General features: G+C 61.7%; 17 protein-coding genes. 2 read left to right on the top strand and 15 right to left on the bottom strand.

All coding sequences use genetic code 11. The features are described 5' to 3' along the window. Positions 1-145: 145 nt before the first annotated feature. The 13 genes from H7C18_RS08895 to H7C18_RS08835 all read right to left on the bottom strand — a co-directional run bounded on the left by H7C18_RS08895 (position 146) and on the right by H7C18_RS08835 (position 14,655). Positions 146-289: a hypothetical protein gene (locus H7C18_RS08895; protein WP_185128669.1), complete on the bottom strand. Its 144-nt coding sequence runs from the start codon at positions 287-289 to the stop codon at positions 146-148. Between the two features lie 21 nt (positions 290-310). Continuing rightward, the gene (locus H7C18_RS08890) at positions 311-754 is read right to left on the bottom strand and encodes a MaoC/PaaZ C-terminal domain-containing protein (protein ID WP_185128668.1); all 444 of its coding nucleotides are present in this window, start codon (positions 752-754) and stop codon (positions 311-313) included. After that, positions 751-3,546, bottom strand: coding sequence for an alpha-L-rhamnosidase (locus H7C18_RS08885; RefSeq protein WP_185128667.1), 2,796 nt, complete (start codon positions 3,544-3,546; stop codon positions 751-753). Before H7C18_RS08885 ends, H7C18_RS08890 begins: the two co-directional genes overlap by 4 nt. A 95-nt stretch (positions 3,547-3,641) precedes the next feature. Further along, complete coding sequence (locus tag H7C18_RS08880) at positions 3,642-4,406, bottom strand: IclR family transcriptional regulator (protein WP_185128666.1); 765 nt, start codon at positions 4,404-4,406, stop codon at positions 3,642-3,644. After that, on the bottom strand, positions 4,403-5,554 hold the full coding sequence (locus H7C18_RS08875) for an ABC transporter substrate-binding protein (RefSeq protein ID WP_238357558.1): 1,152 nt from the start codon (positions 5,552-5,554) through the stop codon (positions 4,403-4,405). Before H7C18_RS08875 ends, H7C18_RS08880 begins: the two co-directional genes overlap by 4 nt. Next, a complete protein-coding gene (locus H7C18_RS08870; protein ID WP_238357557.1) occupies positions 5,551-6,687 on the bottom strand; it encodes a Gfo/Idh/MocA family protein in 1,137 nt (378 codons plus the stop codon). The genes H7C18_RS08875 and H7C18_RS08870 overlap by 4 nt, the downstream gene beginning before the upstream one ends. Positions 6,688-6,711: 24 nt before the next feature. Further along, on the bottom strand, positions 6,712-7,551 hold the full coding sequence (locus H7C18_RS08865) for an amidohydrolase family protein (protein WP_185128665.1): 840 nt from the start codon (positions 7,549-7,551) through the stop codon (positions 6,712-6,714). 268 nt (positions 7,552-7,819) lie between these two features. Further along, positions 7,820-9,151, bottom strand: a complete 1,332-nt coding sequence (locus H7C18_RS08860; protein WP_185128664.1) for a CoA transferase — start codon at positions 9,149-9,151, stop codon at positions 7,820-7,822. A 6-nt stretch (positions 9,152-9,157) separates the two neighbouring features. Continuing rightward, positions 9,158-10,306 carry a CaiB/BaiF CoA transferase family protein gene (locus H7C18_RS08855; RefSeq protein ID WP_185128663.1) on the bottom strand — a complete coding sequence of 383 codons (1,149 nt, stop codon included), beginning with the start codon at positions 10,304-10,306 and terminating at the stop codon, positions 9,158-9,160. Between the two features lie 170 nt (positions 10,307-10,476). Beyond that, positions 10,477-11,475 (bottom strand): glycoside hydrolase family protein, encoded by a 999-nt coding sequence (locus H7C18_RS08850; RefSeq protein ID WP_185128662.1) that lies wholly within the window; start codon positions 11,473-11,475, stop codon positions 10,477-10,479. Between the two features lie 62 nt (positions 11,476-11,537). Next, positions 11,538-11,801 (bottom strand): hypothetical protein, encoded by a 264-nt coding sequence (locus H7C18_RS08845; protein WP_185128661.1) that lies wholly within the window; start codon positions 11,799-11,801, stop codon positions 11,538-11,540. Between the two features lie 18 nt (positions 11,802-11,819). Beyond that, a complete protein-coding gene (locus H7C18_RS08840) occupies positions 11,820-12,521 on the bottom strand; it encodes an SDR family oxidoreductase (RefSeq protein ID WP_185128660.1) in 702 nt (233 codons plus the stop codon). 385 nt (positions 12,522-12,906) lie between these two features. Next, positions 12,907-14,655 carry a B12-binding domain-containing radical SAM protein gene (locus H7C18_RS08835; protein ID WP_185128659.1) on the bottom strand — a complete coding sequence of 583 codons (1,749 nt, stop codon included), beginning with the start codon at positions 14,653-14,655 and terminating at the stop codon, positions 12,907-12,909. A gap of 425 nt (positions 14,656-15,080) precedes the next feature. On the opposite strand from H7C18_RS08835, the gene H7C18_RS08830 reads away from it, so the two are divergent. Beyond that, on the top strand, positions 15,081-15,758 hold the full coding sequence (locus tag H7C18_RS08830) for a hypothetical protein (RefSeq protein WP_185128658.1): 678 nt from the start codon (positions 15,081-15,083) through the stop codon (positions 15,756-15,758). 338 nt (positions 15,759-16,096) lie between these two features. On the opposite strand, the gene H7C18_RS08825 is transcribed toward H7C18_RS08830, so the two are convergent. Together H7C18_RS08825 and H7C18_RS08820 are read right to left on the bottom strand one after the other, a co-directional pair. After that, positions 16,097-17,443, bottom strand: coding sequence for a GH1 family beta-glucosidase (locus H7C18_RS08825; RefSeq protein WP_185128657.1), 1,347 nt, complete (start codon positions 17,441-17,443; stop codon positions 16,097-16,099). 113 nt (positions 17,444-17,556) lie between these two features. Beyond that, the gene (locus tag H7C18_RS08820) at positions 17,557-18,648 is read right to left on the bottom strand and encodes a hypothetical protein (protein WP_185128656.1); all 1,092 of its coding nucleotides are present in this window, start codon (positions 18,646-18,648) and stop codon (positions 17,557-17,559) included. Between the two features lie 189 nt (positions 18,649-18,837). On the opposite strand from H7C18_RS08820, the gene H7C18_RS08815 reads away from it, so the two are divergent. Then, entirely contained in the window at positions 18,838-19,683 is an 846-nt protein-coding gene (locus H7C18_RS08815; RefSeq protein ID WP_185128655.1) for an alpha/beta hydrolase, read from the top strand. Positions 19,684-19,696: the final 13 nt, after the last annotated feature.

Raw genomic sequence — 19,696 nt, 5'->3', positions numbered from 1 at the left:
GGGTTGTCCGAGGCGATGTTTTTTATCGCTTGTGCATCCTCGTCATGAACACCCGGTTCGAAAACCTGCAATTATGCAGGTTTTAGCAAAAGCATCATTCGTCGGCGTGGAAATTCCTGCAAATGTGCAACTTTTTCGGCGTTACCTAGCCAAGTCGAGGCACCAGGCCATCAAAAGCCTGCACTTTTGCAGGTTTTCGCGTCGGATAGCCGTTTTCGCCCGATAATAACTGCACTTTTGCAGGAATGGGCGATAAGCCGTCGATAACGAAAAAAGCGTCCCGCTTCACGCGGAACGCTCCGTTCTTCTCTTATTGCGGCCGCTTGCGGACCATCAGCAGATGCTCGCAGACGAGCACCGTTTCGCCGAGCTGGTTCAGCACCTCGACAAGCTCCACGACGAAGCCGTAGCCGCTTCGTTTGGGGTGCTCGCGCTTCTCCTTGATCGTCGCCTTGGCGCGGATCGTGTCTCCGATAAACACCGGCTTCACGAAGCGCAGCCGGTCGTACCCGTAGGAGAAGGCCTCGGGGTTGATCTCGCCCGCGGTCATGCCGATGCCGATGCTGAACACGAGCGTGCCGTGCGCGATCCGCTGTCCGAATTCTTGCGTCCGGCACCACTCGGCGTCCATATGATGCGGGTAGAAGTCGCCGGTTTGGCCGGCATGCATCACGATGTCCGTCTCCGTGACGGTGCGCCCTGCCGAGAGACGCTCGACCCCCGTTTCGTATTCCTCGAAAAAAATCGTTCTCACGCACTTCCCTCCATTCGCGATGATTGCGGCTCAAGCCCCGGCGAGATCGCGCTCTCGAACGCGTACGTTCCCGATCCGACCGCGAACACGGCGCAGCCGTCCTCATATCGGAGATAAGCCGCACGCTCGGAAGCGCTCGCGATGGCGGCTCCCTCCTCCCTGGCCGACTCCGGCGAAACCGCCGGCACATGCACGGTCGCCCGAGCGTTCGCCGGAATGTCGGCGCGCAAGCGAAGACCGTCCTCGCCGAGCCGTTCCCAGCGGACGGCGACCCGTCCGGCCGGCGTGGCGCAATGGGCGTCCACGTAGCGCAAATCGCCGACGACGGCCGGCTTGATCCGAATGTGAACCGCTCCTGCCGAGGGTTCGAATTCCGGATCGATGCCGGCCAGCCCCTTGTATAACCATTCCTCGATATGTCCGAGCATGAAGTGATTTTGCGACTTGCCGACGGTCGGACCGTCCCAAGCCTCCGTCAAAGTCGTCGCCCCGTGCGCGAGCTGGTATCCGTAGCTGGGATGGTCCGTTTGCCGGGTCATCCGATAGATGACGTCGGACCGCCCGTTTTCCGCCAGCGCCGCCAGTACGAAGCGGTGGCCGATATCGCCCGCGGTCGTATGCGAGCCTTTCGCTTCGATGTCGCGGACCAAGACGCCCAGCACGCGCCGGCGCTGCTCCGGCTCGACGAGTCCGAGCGCCAGCGGCATGGCTTGGGCCGTTTGGCTGCCTCCGGCGTACAAGCCGCTCTCCGCATTGGAGTATGCGGCGTTAAACGACCGCTTCAGCTCGGCTTGTCTTTCCGCGTAGCGGGCGGCATCTTCCCGACGGTCCTGCAGCCGGGCGATTTCGCCCAGAGCCGTCAGCATCGCGTAAAGCATCGCGGTCTCCACGAGCGGAACCGGCGTGTTCTGCGCGAAGCCGGGGCCGTCCTCGCCGACGTCGTACCAGTCGCCCAGCCCGTGCGGCACGAGACCGTTTTCCAAGCGGGAAAAAACGTATTCGGCATAGCGCTTCATGCCGTCGTAATGCTTGCGCATGCTGCCGGAATGGCCGCAACGGCGAAGCAGCTCCAGGCTCGTCAGCACATAGGCCGCTCCCCATGATACCGAATCGCGGAACATGTCCCACGGCGGCTGGAATACCACGTACTCCGGCGCGATCGTCGGCACCATCCCGTTCGGCTGCTGGGCGTCGCGGATGTCGTCCATCACTTTGGCGAACAGGCTTTCCGCATCGTAGTTGTACAGGATCGACGGCCCCATCAGATGCACCTGCTCCAGCCAGCCCAGCTTCTCGCGGTGGGGGCAGTCGGTGAAGACGCTTTTGGTGTTGCTCAGAATCGCCCGGTTGATGATCTCGTGAATCCGCTCCAGCATCGGGTCCGAGCAGCGGAACGCCCCGGTCGTCGCGATGTCCGGATAGATCATCTGCCCTTCGATCCCGAGCAGCGTCGCCTGCGGCTCCGCTTCCGTCGAATCCGCCTGCGGCTCCGCTTCCGCCGGGGCTGTCTGCGGCTCCGCTTCCGCCTTTGCTTCTTCCCGGGATCCGTCTCCAAGCGGGGCGGCCCCTTCGATCAGCACGTACCGGAAGCCGTAATACGTGAACCGAGGGCGCCACCGCTCCTCGCCGTCTCCCTTCAGCGTGTAGGAGAGCCGATAGGGCGAGCCGGACATCCGTTGATCCGGTTCGCCGTCGTCCGTCAACCGTTCGCCCGGTATGAGCGTAACGGTCGACCCGGCCGGACCGGCCACCGCGATCTCCGTCCAGCCCGAGAAATTCTGCCCGAAGTCGACCAGACGCGCCCCCGACTTCGTCCGCTTCACGTCCAGCGGCTCGAAGCGCCGCATGACCTTGAGCGGCTGCGCATGCTGGCTGCGGAGCGTCCCGCGCGGGGCGGGAACGGCGGCGGCTCGCGTCCACCGGCCGTCTTCGACGAAGCCGGGCCGGTCCCAGCCGGGCTGCTCCCGGCGGGCATCGTAATCCTCGCCGCCGTAAATGCACGAGAAGGCGATCGGCCCTTCGGTGACGCTCCAGCTTTCGTCGCTTGCGATCGTCTCGCTCTTTCCGTCCTCATATCGCAATTCGAGCTGAACGAGACATTTCGGACGGCCGAACGAGCCTTTGAATTTCGCGTAACGGCCGCCCTCGACATGGTAGAAGCCGTTGCCGAGCAGGATGCCGGCCGCGTTATCCCCTTCCGTCAGGCAATCGGAGACATCGTACACCGAATAGAGGCACGTTTGGTCGTATTGCGTCCAGCCGGGCTCCAGCTCCCGTTCGCCGACTTTCGCTCCGTTCAGACGGAGCTCGTAGTGGCCGAGGCCGCAAACGTAGGCGCGGGCGGACCGAAGTCCCGGGCGGACGGCGAACTCCCTCCGGAGCAGCGGCAGCGGACGGCCGGAACCGCTTACGCCTTCCGGCGCGCCAATCCATACGCCCTGCCAGTCGGCTTCATGCAAGAGTCCCGTCTCCCACCAGGACGTCCCGCTTTCCCGCGAACGCCCCTTCTGGTCCCATACCGTCACCCGCCAATAATAGCGGGTTCCCGATTGCAAGGCACTTCCTTCATAGACGATAGAGGCTTGATCTCTCCCGTCCCGTTTTCCGCTGTCCCACACGTCCGCGTCATTCGCCGCCTCACGGGCTTCGTCCGAATACACGCGAATCCGGTACGCCGACTGCAGGACCGAACGCTCCGCCGATTCCTCATAGGACCAGCCGAAGCCCGGGGCCGGACAATCGAGGCCGAGCGGGTGCTCCCGGCCTTCCACTTTCATTCCGACGATGCGCATGCCCGTCCTCCTTTACGAAGTTGAATCTACGGCCATCATACACTCGGTTCCGGAGGGCGGACAGCGCTCATTTTTAAGAAAACGTTGCGAATTATTCAGATGGCCGGCGTCATTCCGAGCGCTCCCGTGATCCCGTTCGCCCGCTCCCGAAGCTTCGCGAGCAGTTCCTCTTCGGGAATGGCTCCGCCCGGCACGGTCAGCCAAGGAACGGCGAGCGCCGCCATAAACCCGGCTTGCGGATTGCCGATCAGCACGGCATAGTCCCGGACGCCGGTATGGGACTCGCTGTCCGCGAAGCTGTATCCGGCCGCTCTCACTTGCTCGATTTTCTCGGTCAGGGCCGCTTTCTCCCCATCGGACATCTCCTGGAAGCCCGTGTGGCGCTCGAACAGCCATTCCCGCTCCTCCCGCGGCAGATAGGCGGTCAGCAGACGCCCCGAGGCGGTGCCGAGCGCGTCGAACCGGCCTCCCACCTCGACGGACAACCGGTATTTGAGCGGACTCTCCTCCTGATGCAGCACGATGAGTTCCGTGCGGCGCAGCACGCTTAGATGGCAAGACTGCTTCAGCTCGTCGGCCAGCTCGCGCATCGGAATGGCCGCCGCGCGCAGCAGCTGCTCCACCGGCGAATGCATATGCGCCAACTCGAACAGCTTGAGCGTCAGACGGAAATTGCCGGTATGGGGATCCTTTGCGATGTAGCCCTTTTCCTCCAGAAATCCGACCACGCGGTACAGCTCGCCGGTGCTGCGATCGAGCGTCCGGCACAGCTCCGCGATCGACATCGGTGCCGCGCTTTGCGACAGCGTCTCGATCACTTCCAGGCCTTTTTCCAAAGCCGGCACTTTGAAGTCCTTCATCCTTCGGCCTCCCGCAGCATGTCGTTCAACCTGGCGACGAGCGCCTTCCGGTCCGTGCCGTTGCCGGCGATAAATTCGCGAATCAGACTGCCTGCTTGCTCCTGGAATTGAATGTACCCGTCGAAGCGCGGGCGGACGGAGCCTTCATCCAGCGTTTGCAGCGTCTCTCTGAAAAAGCCGTTGGCGCGCCGGTTCGCCTCCTCGTCGAGCCAGGCGCTTCGATGACCGGGCTGCCCTCCGTTCTCGACGAAAACCGTGCGCTGGAATTCACCGTCCGCCGTCATCCGGACGAACCGGACGGCGATCTCGGGATGGCGGCAGCGCGCCGATACGGCCAGGCCGACGCCGCCGATCATGCTGCCGCGCGGCGCGCCGTTGTCCGAAGGGATGTTCGCGAAGCGCAGCGCATGCGGCACGAAGCCGTCTCGGGCATAATTCGAGTAGCCGTAAATGAGCGGGATATAAGCGATCTCGTCGGTTGCCCCCATCCGCTGCGACATCGCGATCGGATCTTCATGCAGCGACAGCGGGTGCAGACTCGGCGCAAGCTCCTGCAGCACGCCGAGCGCATATTCTCCCGCCGACGGGGGGAGCGGCGAACCGTCGCTCCAGAACGGCTTTTTCGCATACTGCGAGCTCAGCGTAAAAAAGCTGGCGAACGCATGAACCGGAACGAGCGGCAAGCCGATCGCCATGCCGTCCGGCAGCGACCGAGCCAGCCGTGCGGCCTCCTCCCACGTCCGCGGAACCGTCAGCGACAGCCGTTCCAGCAGATCGGCGCGGTAGGCGCTCACCTGGGCCGCGGCGTCGAGCGGCAGCGCCAGCTGGCGATTTTCCCAGGTGTAGCTGGCATAGCTCGGGCCGACGCTGTGGGAGGCTTGGTCGCGGAGGAACTCCTCCGGCAGCCAGTCGTTCAGCGGCAGCAGCAGGTCCTGCCGGACGGCCGCGCCAAGGTGCGGGTGGTCGATCATGATCAGATCGTACCGGTCGGCCAGCAGCTCCAGCGGATACTGTTCGAAATCGCTCAACGACCGGGCGTCCCACTCGATCCGCACGCCGGGCTGCAGCTGTGCGAAGCGTTCGGAAGCCGCCTCGAGCGGACGAATGCCCCGTTCGTGCCGCCAGGTCATTCCTTTTAGCGTGATCAACTTGGTCTCGACTCCGTTTCGGTCCGGCCGCCGGTAGCCGGTTCTTTTTTTCCGATCTCCGACAGAAGCACCGGACGGCGCTCCGCCATCGAGCGGTAGGCGGCGAACACCATCTGCAGCGTGAGCAGGTTGTCCCGAACGCTGTTCTCCGGCTCGCGTCCTTCCTCGATCGCCCGCATGAGCTCGCCCATCGTGCCCATGAAGGCATGCGGAAACCAGCGGCCCTCCAGCTTCGGCTCGTGCCAGACCGCCGGCGACAGCTCTTTGGACAGGAAGCGGATCGTATCCTCCCGGCCTTCCGGATAGTTGTACAGCGCGCCGTTCGTGCCCGTAATGATGCCCTTCGTGCCTTCGAACCGGAACGTCGCGTACCAGTCGTCCATCGGCGCCCAGTTGTTGTGATTATCATGAACGAGTCCGCGCGTCTCCCCCGGAAAACGCAGATGAATCGTCGTGCGCGTCTCGCCCCGGCACGCTTGGCCGGGATACTTGGCGCCGTCGGCGAAGACGGCTTCCGGCGTGCCGAACAGGAAGCGGATCGAATCGAGGTAATGAATGCTGTGATACATCACTTCCAGCGTCTCGATCTCGCGCAAGAACGGCCAGCCCGCAAAGTCGGTATGCACGTTGACCTGAACGTCGGCTTGAACCGGCTCGCCGAACCAGCCGCGCTGCATAACCGCATGACTGGCCCGAATGCCGGGGGCCCAGCGCATCTGCTGATTGACCGCTCCGCGGATGCCGTACTCGTCGCAGATGGCGACGATCTCCTCGGCGGCTTCGTACGTCTCGCCCAGCGGCTTCTGGCAGAGCACGTGCTTGCCCGCTTGCGCCGCCATCCGCACGATCTCGGGCTGCAGATCCGCCGTCAGCGCGATATCGACGATCTGCACGTCCGGATCTTCGATCAATTGCCGCGCGGTGTCGTATACCTTCGGAATGCCGAACTTTCGCGCCGTTTCCTCCGCCCGGCTGCGCGTCCGGTTCGTGATGCCGACCACATGAAAGCCTGCCATCCGGTAAGCGGGCAGATGAGCCTCGCGTACGATTTCCCCCGCGCCGACGATGCCGATCCCCATGGTTTTGTCACGCGGAAGCTTCGGCTTGTAATCCAATTCCAATCGATCCGCCAATTCGGTTCCCGCCTTTCTTGAAGGTCAGAGCGCCAGCCGATAAAACCGGATCGCCGTCCGGCCGAAAATCGCCTGCCGCTCCTCCTCCCCGTAATCCGCGACCGCTTCCCGGGTCGCTTCGAACACACGTTGGTAGTTGCCGGCCAGGTTGGCGACCGGCCAATCGCTGCCGAACATCAGCCGATCCGCCGTAAAATGCTTTTTCGCGAAATCGATGTACGGCTTCAAATCTCCCGCGGTCCAGTTGTCCGGATCGGCCGCCGTGTTCAGCCCCGATACTTTGGCGCAGACGTTCGGGTATGAAGCGGCTTCCGCCAGCTGCGACGCCCACGGCTCCCAGCCTTTGGAGGCGATCGGCGGCTTGGCGAGGTGGTCGATCGCCATTTTCAGATCGGGGATGAGTTTTGCGAGCGTCGGAACGTGCTTCAGGTGGTTCGGGAACACCGCGACCACATCGAACGTCAGCCCGAACGAGGCGAGAACCTTCAATCCTTCGATGACCTCGGGCCGCACGACCCAATCGGGGTCGGCCTCTTCGTGAATGAGGTGCCGGACCCCTTTGAAAACGGGATTCCGCGCATACTCCTTAAGCTGCTCGCGAGCTTCCCGAGGCCGGTCCAACGGGACCCAGCCGACCACGCCCGCCACCCAATCGTGCCGGGCCGTCGTCTCCAGCATGTACGCCGTATCTTCGGATGAATCCATCGCCTGAACGATCACCGTCCGATCGACGCCGGCGCCCTTCAGCAGCGGTTCCAGCTCCGGCGCTTCGAACGTCCGGTTGATGACGCCGTGCTGAGGCCCCAGCCATGGATAGGCGACTTTCTCCAAGTTCCAGAAGTGCTGGTGCGCATCGACGATCATGCGAACGCCTCCTTTGCCCATGTAGGAAATCTGGTTACTCTCTTGCGCCCCATCCGCTGGAATCTCACCAATGTGAGCAATCCGGTTACTCTCTTGCGACCCATCTGCCGGAATTTCGCCAATGTGAGCAATCCGGTTACTCTCTTGCGACCCATCCGTCGGAATTTCGCCAATGTGAGCAATCCGGTTACTCTCTTGCGACCCATCCGCTGGATTCTAGCCAATGTGAGCAATCTAGTTGCTCTCTTGCGCAACAGGAGCCAAATCCTCAGCGACCTTCCAACTCTCGCAAAATAGCCGTATTATGCTCCCCGATGCCCGGGGAACCCGTGGCCGAGGTCAAGCGCTTCCCGTCGATCCGGATCGGACAGCGAAGCGCCGCCAAAGTCGCGCCGCTCGCTCGCCGGACGGTCTGGATCATCTCCAGCGCGCGGAAGCCGTCATGCTTCAGCAGATTGGGCCAATCGAGCACTTCGGAGCAAGGAATGCCCGCCTGCTCAATCGAGGCCAGCCATTCCGCCGTGGTTCGCTCGCCAAACTTCGACTGCAACCGCTCTCTGATGCCCGGCTGCGCTGCCCGGCTGCCGGCCGGGGCGAGGACCCGTTCCTCCGCATCAAACCAGCCGATCGCCCGACCTAGCGCGAACAGCGGAGCGCCCCGCCCGATCGCGATGTAACTATCCCCAGTACGGTAAATTCCCGCAGGCGCGACGTCCGGCGCCTTCACCGACTCGAAGCCCGACTCGGGCCGGTATATCTCCGCTTGTGCGACGTCTGGCGCCTTCGCCGACTCGGAGCCCGACTCTGCCCGGAACATTTCCGCTGGCGCCAGGTCCGGCCTCTCGGCCGGAAGCGGACCCGACTCTGCCCGGAACGCCCCCGCTGCTCCGGCGACCGGCGCTTCCGCCGGCAGCCCGTCCGGCTTCGCCGCCAAAGCCCCGACAGGCGCGTCTGCGAGCGCTTCCTGCATTAGATCGAGCGTCGATTCCAGCAGACTCACCTCGACGAGCGCTCCTTGCCCGGCGATGCTCCTCCGGACAAGAGCGGCCAGAATGCCTTCCGCCAGCAGCGCGCCCGCGCTCATGTCCGCAACCGCCAAGCCGTACGCCATCGGCGCTTCGCCGTCTTCTTCGCCGAGCCGAGCCAGTCCGGTCAGCGACTGCACCAGCAGATCTTGTCCCGGCGCTTCCGCCAGCGGGCCTTCCGTTCCGTAACCGCTGATCGAGCCGTATACGATGCGAGGGTTGATCCGCCGTACATCCTCGTAACCGAAGCCGAGACGTTCGATGACCCCCGGACGAAAATTTTGAATGACGACGTCGGCCTTCTCCAGCAGACGGACGAGGGGCAGCCGCTCCCGCTCGTCTTTCAGATCGACGCAGAAGCTCATCTTGTTCCGATTGATGGCGTGAAAAAGCGAACTGTCCCCTTCGATCTCCACATTGGAAATGTAAAGCCGCCGGCACAAATCGCCGCCTCGCGGATTCTCGATCTTCACGACGCGCGCGCCGAGATCCGCAAGCCGAAGCCCCGTGTACGGCCCGGACAGAAATTGACTGAAATCGACGACCGTAATCCCGCTCAGCGGCTTGTCGGCCACGCCCGGTTACCTCGCGAGCCCGAACTCGCGGTCGACGGCGGCCGTGTCCTCTCCGAGCGAAGGAGCGGCCACCTCGTTCCCAAGCCGCTGTCCGTCCACGCGAATCGGACACCTCGTCGTTCGCAGCTTCGCGCCGTTGCGTCGGCTGACCTCGATCACTATGTCCAGCTCCCGGACGCCTTCGTGACCGAGCGCCTCCTCCATCGTCCGCACCTCGGCGCACCAATAATCCGCAGGCTCCAACAGGGCGAGCCATTCGCCGGTCGGGCGGGATCGCAGGTGCGAAGCGAGAATCTCCTTGATCTCGTCCCGCTCGTCGAACCACGAGCTTGGATTCGGATACCGGGTCAGAGGCTCGCAGCCGAGCAGCTCGCCCAATCGGACGACGGAACCCATGGCCAGAGCGAGGTAACCGTCCCGAGTCGCATAAATGCCGTACGGCGCTCCCAAGTAAGCGTGCGCGCCGCTGATCCGGCTGCGCTGCGGCAGCTGGCCGCCGTCGTTCAGGTGCGTCGTCAGCACCTCGAACTGCAGATCGAGCGCCGCTTCCATCAGGCTCGTCTCGACGAGCCCGCCTTCTCCTGTCCGGCCCCGCCGGATCAGCGCGGCCAGAATGCCCTGCACCGTGTTGGCGCTGGTAAACATATCGACGACGGACAGGCCGAACGGAACCGGGGGCTGATCCGCATTGCCGTTCAGCCACGGAATTCCCGACAGCGCTTGCACGAGCAAGTCCTGCCCGGGTTTGTCCTTCCACGGCCCCTCCGCACCGTAGCCGGTAATGCTGGCGTAAACAAGCCTTGGATTCAGCTCCCGGACGGAAGCGTAATCCAGTCCGAACTTGGCCATCGTTCCCGGACGGAAATTTTCGATCAGCACGTCGGCCTGTTCGATCAGCCGTATCACCTTCCGCAGATCGTCCGGATCTTTGAGATTCGCGGCATAGCTTTCCTTGTTCCGGTTCATGGCGTGGAACACCGTGCTGTCCCCGTCGACCTTCAAGTTCGACAAGGTCAGCCCGCGGCTGGCGTCGCCTCCCTCCGACCGTTCGACCTTGATGACGCGCGCGCCAAGATCGGACAGCCGCATCGCCGCGAACGGTCCGGCCATAAACTGGCTGAAATCGAGAACGAGCAAATCCTCCAACAGCTTCATCCGCGTGTCTCCTCCACGAAGCGTTTCAGCTCTTTTTATATATTAAAATAATTTTTATATATGAATTATATTTTCCGAACGTTCCAAAAGTCAATGCGTTCCCGGAATGAAAACGAACCGCTCCTTTCATTTCGCATGAAAGTGCGGTTCGAATGCTCCTTGCCTGCCTCTTAACGCAGCGGCTGCGAAGTCGCCACGGTAATCGAGCGATACTCCGGAAAAACGTTGACGTACGCATCCCCTTCCCGGGGCGGCCGGCTGGCGGTGTAGAAATGGTACAGCACGCCGTTATGCGCGATGATCGACGGCTTGTGGGCGAACGCGCTGTCGAGCTCGCCTTCGCCTCCCGTGCGGATGATCGGCTCGGGATGCTTGCTCCAATGGAGCAGATCGTCCGACAGCGCCAGCCCCTCCTGCGCCTTTTTGTAGTCGTAGCCGAAAAAGTACATCGCCCAAATCCCGCCGTCGCGCAGCACGCACGGATCGCTGGCGAAGCCGCTGTCCCAGGCGTCCGGCGTCACGCCCAGCACCGGATTGCCTTCATGACGCCGCCAATTCGTCAGATCCCTGGAGGTGGCGAGACCCGTCTGCTCGGTCCAGCGTCCGTGATTTTGGTTTTTGGCGTTGTAGAACAGATAGAAAGTGCCTTCATGCTCCAGCAGGCATTCCTTGTACAGTCCGCCCCGCTCCCAGTCGGCGCCCTCCTCCGGCGTCAGAATGGGGTCCTCCAACCGGTTCCAGACGAGCAAATCCTCGTCCTCCGTCCAGGCGAGACCGATCTTCGCCGAGCCTTCCTCGTAGCCGGTGCCCGGATAAGCGTGATACGCCATCCAATACTTTCCGTCCCACTTTTTCAGCGTGGCCGGACCGTTCAGCTCGTTGTCTCTCAGCAGCCAAGTGCCGGCCACGTTGCTGGCGTCCCAGCCTTCGCGTTCCCCATGCCGCAGAATGACGGCCAGATGCCGCCATTCGAGCAAATCGTCGCTGACCGCCAGCGCCGTCTGGTACCCGATGCCGTCGAAGCCGACGTACATCATGTAAAATCGGTCTTTGTGCCGGAACACGAACGGGCAATCGACGGCATGCTTGTCGAATGCGCCTTCGGCTCCCGATGCGGTCAGCACCGGCCGTCCCCATTTGTACGGGGTTAAGAAACGATCGATGTCCATTCGCGGCTCTCCTCCATCCTATTTGCTTCGAAGTACGCTCAGGCACTTGGCGCGGCCCCCGATCAAACGCCCAGCTCTTCGAACTGCTGCGTCGCGCCGTCCAGCAGCTTCGATACGGCGTTCACTTCGTCGAAATACGTCTCCAGATGCTTGTTGATCTGGGTCAATACTTGAGGGACATACTCTTTGATTTGATCCTGCATGGCCGTTTGATAAACGCGATAAGAGTTGAAGCCGGTCAGCGAAAGAATGACGACTAGCAACGCGGAGAAGGCGACGCTGATCTTCAGCGAGAGCGGCCAACTTCGGTAATCCAGCTTGGACACGCGGCTGCCCCTCAAGCCTTATAGCGGCATGTCCGCGCCGTCAAGGTCGACGTAGAACCGTTCCCGCGGCAGAGGGCGGGTGCCGTCGATCAAGTCCAGCAGAAGATCGGCGTTCCGGGCCGGATCGTCCGGCGCTTGCGGGCCGCCCATGTCCGTCTGCATCCATCCCGGATGAACGGCCCAGACGTGCACGCCGCGATCTTGAAGCTGCAGGTGCAGCTGCTTCGTGAACATATTCAGCGCCGCTTTGGACATGCCGTACGGATAATCGCCGCCGCGGGCATGGTGAAAGCTGCCGGAGCCCGAGGAAACGTTGACGATTTGTCCGCCGGATTCGCCGCCCAAGAACGGAAGCAGGTGCTGAACGACCCGAATTTGACCGACGACGTTCACCTGGAACGAAGCGGCGACATCGGCCGGCTTCAGCGTATCGATGCCGTCGGCGCGCCCGAGCAGAATGGCCGCGTTGTTGATCAGCGCATCCAATCGCGCGTTCTCCTCCCGGAGCGATTCCGCCAGCTGCTCGGCATCGCGATCGTTCGTAATATCCAATTGACGGATAAGAACCTTCCCCGGAAAACGTTCCGACAAAGCGATCAAGCCCGGATTCGGCGACACGGCGTTACGCACGCCGGCGTAAACGGTGCAGCCGCGCTCGGCTGCGCGAACCGCGAGCCAAAACCCGAGCCCGCGATTGGCGCCGGTAATCAACAAGTTCAAGATGGTCTCCCCTTTCCTCAGGAGCGATCCGCGGCAAGGCGAATCGATTTGTTTAGCTAAGTTTAATATATTAAACTAAGTTCTTGATAATAACCAAATAGATCGTATCATCTGATGACTTCATCCGTCAACATAAGAACCGCCGGATCCCCGAATCGCGCAAATAAAAGAGGCATTCCGCCCGGCCCTCCGGCCGATTCGAATTGCCTCTCGCGAAACTGCAGCTTTATTTCCGATGGACGTTGCAGGCCTAGCAACCGTCCGGCTCGGAGCGGCAGCTCTTCGGCAATGGCACGGCGCGCGGCCTCCTTCCGTCGAATCGCGGAATCGGCGGGGCCCCGGATAGAGGCGAAACGTGTCTTAACGGAACGCGTCGCCCTTCCGTCTACCGAATTGCCCGGCCGACGCGGCTTCCGCCCCTTGCCAGCGAAACGAGCTTCGGCGGCGCCTCTTCGCCCCCATACAGAACGACCAGCAGCGTCTCGTTCTCCCGCGACACCCGGCCTTCCGCCGTCCAGACGGCGTAGTCGAATGGCAGCCGTTCCAGCGCCGCCCTCTTGGCGAGTTCCCGCTCCTCCATTCCGAGTCCGGCTGCCGCTTCCCGGAGCAAGCCCGCCCATTCGTCCTTGTCCACCCGTTCTTCCCACCACACCTTGCGCGGTTTGTACTTGTGCTGGAGGAAGTAATCGATTTTCAGGAGACCGAGGGTCAATTCGAGATCCATTTCCGGGTTCGCGTCGTCCCTCAGGAACGCCCATAGCCTTGCGAACAAATCCTCCAACTGGTGGCCGATCCGCTGCCAGCCTTTTTCCTCCCAGTAGTCGCCAAATTTTTGGAAAAAATCGAATGCGGACGGGTACGCCTCCCCGGTCAAATACGAGATCGTCCGGTCCATCCGATGAGCGTTCCAGTATTTCTCGAGCACGTCCTCCACCCGTTTGATCCGCGCCAGATCGGAGAACGGCATCAGATCGTTGCCGAGAATCTCGTAAGGCGCGCGATCCATATAGACGTAGCCGTGCTTTTCCGCTTCGATTCGGAGTCCCGTTCCCCGCAGCATTTTCAGAAAACCCAGCTGCAGCTCCTCCGGACCCAGCGCGAACACGTCGTTGAACGTCTGCCGAAACCGGTCGTAATCCTCGTGCGGCAAGCCGGCGATCAGGTCCAGATGCTGGTCGATCTTCCCGCTCTCCTTCACCTTGGTGACGGTGCGAACGAGCTTGGACCAATTCTGGCGGCGCTTCACGGCGAGATTCGTCTCGTCGTTCGTCGACTGGACGCCGATCTCGAACCGGAAAATGCCCGGCGGCGCATGCTCCGCCAAGTAATCGAGCACTTCCGGCCTCATGATGTCGGCCGTGATCTCGAATTGGAACACGCAGCCTCGATGGTTCTCGATCAGGAACCGGAACATCTCCAGCGCGTAATCCCGCTTGATGTTGAATGTCCGGTCGACGAACTTGATCAGCTTCGCGCCGCTGTCGATCAAGTAGGTCAGATCGGCTTTGACCCGGTCGATATCGAAATAGCGGACGCCCACCTCGATGCTGGACAGGCAGAACTGGCAGCTGAACGGGCAGCCGCGGCTCGTCTCGAAGTAGACGATCCGATTCGGAAGCGCCGGCACATCTTCCGCGAAGCGGTAGGGCGACGGCAGCGTGCCCAGGTCCAGCTTCGGCCGGCCGGGGTTCAGCACGATTTCTCCGTTCTTGCGGTAGGCGAGCCCGAACGCGAAGTGGAACTTGCGGCTTCCGGCCAACTCTCGGAGCAGGTCGCGGAACGTCTCCTCCCCTTCGCCCATCACGATATGGTCGACCGCGGGCAGCCGGCGCATCCACTCTTCGGTGTCGTAGGATACCTCGGGTCCGCCGAGCACGATCGTCGCTTCCGGCAGCACTTTGCGCAGCATGTCGATGACGACGATCGTCTCTTCGATGTTCCAAATATAGCAGGAGAAGCCGATCACGTCGGGCTTTCGCCGGTACAGGTCGGAGACGATCGCCATCGGCGGGTCCTTGATCGTATATTCGGCAACGTCTACTTTGAACTCGGGCTCGGCAAAGGCTTTGAGGCACCTCAACGCGAGCGAGGTATGGATGTATTTCGCGTTCAGCGTCGCCAGGACGACGTTCATGGCCAGGTTCCTTTCTGTCTTGCAAGTTGATTCTATTGTAACGGATGGCGGCTGGCGTTGTAAAAGCCGAGAACCGGATGGCTCCGCGAGTATCGCGGGCGAGACCTCGGACGTAAGCATGGCGGAGTCGGCTCCGCGAGTATCGCCGGCGAGAACGCGGACGTAAGCATGGCGGGGTCGGCTCCGCAAGTCGCGCAAGCGAGACCTCGGACGTAAGCATGGCAGAGTCGGCTCCGCGGGTATCGCGGGCGAGACCGCGAACGCAGACGAAGGCGACCGGCCTGACGTTGCCCGTTGCTGCCACCCTCTTTTCTCGCTATAATTGGCTCCAAGAGACGAAGAACGTCCCATGCCTTTCGCGTTGGCGCGATGAGGAGGGGACGTTCTTTTTTATTCCCGAAGCAGACGAGAGGAGCATGTTCCCCATGAACTTTGAAGAGGCACACGATGCTTGGATCCGGCATCATTTGCAGCGAAGAACGGGCGAACGGAAAGGCCGCCTGGAACGCGGGCACAGCCACGGAGAAGAGCTGTTCGCTCGGAAAGTCTGGTGGCCGCTGTTCGGGCAGTTCGACCATCTGCATCCGGAGTACGAAGTGCCGGACTGGCGCGGACGCTCCTACTTCGCCGACTTCGCCTGGCTGCCAGGGCACGTCAAGCTGCTGTTCGAAGTGAAAGGCTACGGACCGCACGTTCGCGACATGGACAGGCTCAAATATTGCGCGGAGTTGAATCGCGAAACGTTCCTGCACGGCATGGGCTTCGGCGTCCTCTCCTTCGCATACGACGACGTAGAGCAGCGGCCCGAGCTTTGCGTGAGCCTGCTGCGCATGGCGCTCAGCCGCTATCTTCCCGGACGCGCTCCCGTCTCCCGGGCTTTGCTCGCGGAGAAGGAGATTATCCGGCTGGCGCTGCAGCTCGCGAGACCCGTTCGTCCTGTCGACGTTTCAGCTCATTTCGAAATCGATCCCAAATCGGCGTCGTTAATGCTGCGAAAAATGTGTGATAAAGGGATCCTCATTCCCATCGCTCGCGGCGCCAGTCAGAGAGTAGTCCAATACGAGCTTGTTCCCGGCCGAGTCGACGGTTTTCTTGCACTTTGACTGGAGGTTAGCCTCACGAACCGGAAAATCTCCGTACATTTCGTCCTCCAACGCCGATTTTCCCGCTTTTAAGGGAAAATCTCCTTATATTCTTGGTCGGAGACGGTAGTTGGTGCGGAATGGCTGAAATAAGCGGAGGATTTCCGGTTCATGCGACCTGTATGGTCACCTTCCGAGCGATAAAGGGAGAATTTCCTGTTCATGGACGATATCATGCATCGACACAAAAGGAAAGAAGCCCGATCGCTCGGGCTTCCGAAGTATTGAGCAACGCGAGCATTCGGCATCCGGTCTGCCCCCGGATACCAGGCGTCCCGACCGTCCGCCGTCCTGGACGACTAGACGTCCAGCCCGCCGTCTTGGATGACTTTCTGGATAAAGTAGAAGCTGTCCTTCGGGTGGCGCGCCAGCGTCTCGTAGTCGGTGTAGACGATGCCGAAGCGCTTCTTGTAGCCTTCCGCCCACTCGAAGTTGTCGAGCAGCGACCAGGCGAAGTAGCCTTTGAGCGGCACGCCGGACTCGATCAGCCGGTGGCATTGGATGAAATGTTTCTTGTAGTACTCGGCGCGCTCGGCGTCGTGGACGCGGTTGTCGGCGGTCAGCGTATCGTCGTAGCAGGAGCCGTTCTCCGTGATATAGATCGGCACGTCCCCATACGCCTCCCTCACCCACGACAGCACCTTGTACAGTCCGTCTGGATAGACGTTCCAGTCCATGAACGTCTTGTCGAAGCCGACCTGAACCTCCTCGCAGTCGAACAGACCTTCGCCTTTCTTGTACCGGCCGAAGCCGCCGCTGTAGAAGTTCACGCCGATAAAATCGATCGGCTGGCTGATCGTCTCCATGTCGCCCGGCTGAATCGGCACTTCGGCGCCCTTTTCCCGGAACCAGTCGACCATGAACTGCGGGTAGGAGCCCTTGAACGTCGGGTCCATGAACCATTCGTTGTTGTAAGCGCGCTGGCGATGGGCGGCGGCGACGTCCTCCGGCTTGGTCGTGTACGGCTCGAACCAGTACAGGTTATGCGTCGTGCCGATCTGGCCCTGGATGCCGAGCGAGCGGAATTTCTTCACCGCTTCGCCGTGCGCGACCATGCAGTTGTGCGCGACCGTGACGGCAAGCTGCAGGTCGGTGTTGCCCGGCGCATGGGCGCCGATGTAGTTGGACAAGAACGACACGCACCACGTCTCGTTGAACGTGATCCACTGCTTGATTTTCCCGTCGAACGCCTTGAAAACGACTTCCGCATACTTCACGAACGCGTCGATCGTATCGCGGTTCGCCCATCCGCCTTTGTCCTGCAGCGCCTGCGGCAGATCCCAATGGTACAGCGTGACGGCCGGCTCGATGCCGGCGGCGAGCAGCGCATCGACGACGCGGCGGTAGTAATCCAGCCCTTTCTCGTTCACTTCGCCCGTCCCTTGCGGGAAAATGCGGGGCCACGCGATCGAGAACCGATAAGCGCTGACGCCCAGTTTCTTAAGCAGCGCCACGTCTTCCTCGTAACGATGATAGCTGTCGCAGGCCATGTCGCCCGTGTCGCCGTTTACGACCTTGCCCGGCGTATGCGAGAAAGTATCCCAGATGGACGGCCCGCGTCCGTCCTCCCCGGCCGCTCCTTCAATCTGGTAAGAAGCCGTCGCGGTGCCCCATACGAAATCTTGCGGGAATTGCAACTTGGCCAAATCAAACCCCTCCGCGCTTCGGATGTCAAAACGAACGTAAAACGTTTTCCATCCCTTATTGTAATTCATTTCGCGCGGAAAAGGGGCGGTTTGCGAATGTGCGATTTTGGCGTCTATTTATTCGCATTGGCGGAAGACGACAGGAGACTGGCGGCTTCTTTCTGAAGATTGTCGCGGAATGTTTTCACCTCAGGCACGTCGACCTGCTGTCCGTTCTTGCCTTTGGTGAACACCGCGCCGTTCGTCTTCTGCAGGATGTCGAGCAGTTCTTTGGCCATCGTCGCGACCGCGGAATCCGGATGCTCGGAAATGACCTTTTCGTACGAAGTCTTCACTTCCGCCTTGAACTTGAACGTGTCGAAATCGAAAATCGGCGTGTTGGGAAGGCCGACCAGGTAGTCGTTCATATATAGCAGGAACCGCTGCTCCGCCGCGTCCTTCTCCTTCGAATCGGAATACGTCTTGACGAACGTTTCCGCCGCGAGGGCCCGCTTCGCCAATTCGTCCCATGAGATGACCAAAGCGCCGTCGGAGGCCGTCTTGGCATCGGATTCCGTCGCCAGGAGCGCCACGTAATCCTTCATCTCGGCCGATACTTGGTCATCGAACCGTTTGAGCTTGCCGTAGTCGACGACCGGAAAGAAAGAGCCTTCCGCCGTCTCCAGCTTGTATCCGCCGGCCGTCACCTCTTCCACCGCTTTGCGGGCCTTCTCGTCCTTGATATCGTTAACGGTAAACGGCCATTTGAGCTTCAGCAGGCTCTGCTGAACGTCCTGGGCTTCGAGCGGCTTGCCGGCGTCTTGAAGATGGGAATCATAGTAGGCGATCATCTCGCGGATCATCTCGTCCGCATCTTCCGGCTTCGCCTTCGGAATCGAATCGTCAAGCAGCTTGTTCAGCTCGGACGCGCTTGCTCCCGCTTTGACCTTGGCCTGGAAAGCCGCCAGCAGCGCGGCGCTGTCGCCGTCGTCCTGGGACGGAGCGGACGATTGCGTCGGCGCCGGGCCGGACGGCGTGGGCGAGGCGGACGGGGACGACGTCGCGGAAGAGGATGACGATGCGGATGGGGATGACGATGCGGACGACGACGGGGATGCGCTGTTGCCGTTTCCGTTGCCGTCGTTATCGCTGCAGCCGGCCAGCATGCCGGCCAGCACGGCGGCGGAAGCGAGCGAGAGAAGCGTTTTGGTCAGCGTTGAAGTCATTGGAAAATGCCCTCCTTGAAATTCTTTATCTGCGGCGGCGCGGCATCTGCGGCACCGTCCGGGTCTCTCTCTGTTAACCAGACGATGCACGGTGCGGGAAAGTTGCGAACGCTTCGTTGCATTCGGTTTGGAAATGGGATACAAAAAGAGAAGCGATGTCGCGCGCAAAGAAAGGGGTTAGGCGGCGGAATGAGGTTTGAAGAGACGGAATGGACGCTGGAAAACGGTGCCCGCATGTTCGCCTGCGAGTGGCGGCCGGAGCTGCGAGGTACGGTCCGCGGATTCGTCGGCTTGGTGCACGGAATGGGAGAGCACGCCGGACGGTACGACCATCTGGCCCGCATGCTGGCCGAGGAAGGCTACGTCGTGTGGGCGTTCGACCAGTTCGGGCATGGACGCACGCCGGGGAAACGCGGCCATGTCCCGAACTACGAGGACTTGCTTCAAGGGCCGGAAAGGCTGCTTGAAGAGGCGCGCAGGCGGTATCCCGAGGCGCCGGCTTTTCTGTACGGGCACAGCATGGGCGGCAACGTGACGCTCAATTATTTGCTGCGCCGCCAGCCTGCGCTTGCGGGCGCCGTCGTCGTCGGCCCGTGGCTGAAGCTGGCGTTCGACCCGCCTCCCGTCACGGCGATCGCCGGCCGGCTGCTGGAGAGAATCTACCCGCAATTTTCCAATCATCGCCCGCTTGTCGTCGAGCGGTTGACGACCGATCCGGAGATGGCCCGCCGGATCTCTGAAGACCCGCTGGGCCACGGCCACATTACGGCCCGCTTTTTCTTCGGCGTTCAACGGGCGGGGCTCTGGGCGCTTCGTCATGCGGATCAGCTTCGCACGCCGATCCTGCTGATGCACGGCGGAGACGACAAAGTGACGTCCGTTGCCGCCAGCCGCTCGTTCGCCGAGCAAGCCGGAACTCTTTGCACGTTCATGGAATGGCCGGGCTATCGCCACGAACTGCATAACGAGTCCGGCCGCGAAGCCGTCTTCTCGGTCGTTCGCGACTGGCTCTCGTCCCGCTCGGAACGGAGTTAAGGTCGGGAAACCT

The organism is Cohnella zeiphila, from assembly GCF_014212055.1.
Classification (GTDB): domain Bacteria; phylum Bacillota; class Bacilli; order Paenibacillales; family Paenibacillaceae; genus Cohnella; species Cohnella zeiphila.
Note: the sequence above shows the minus strand (reverse complement) of the source record. Positions and strands in the feature narration are given on the sequence as shown.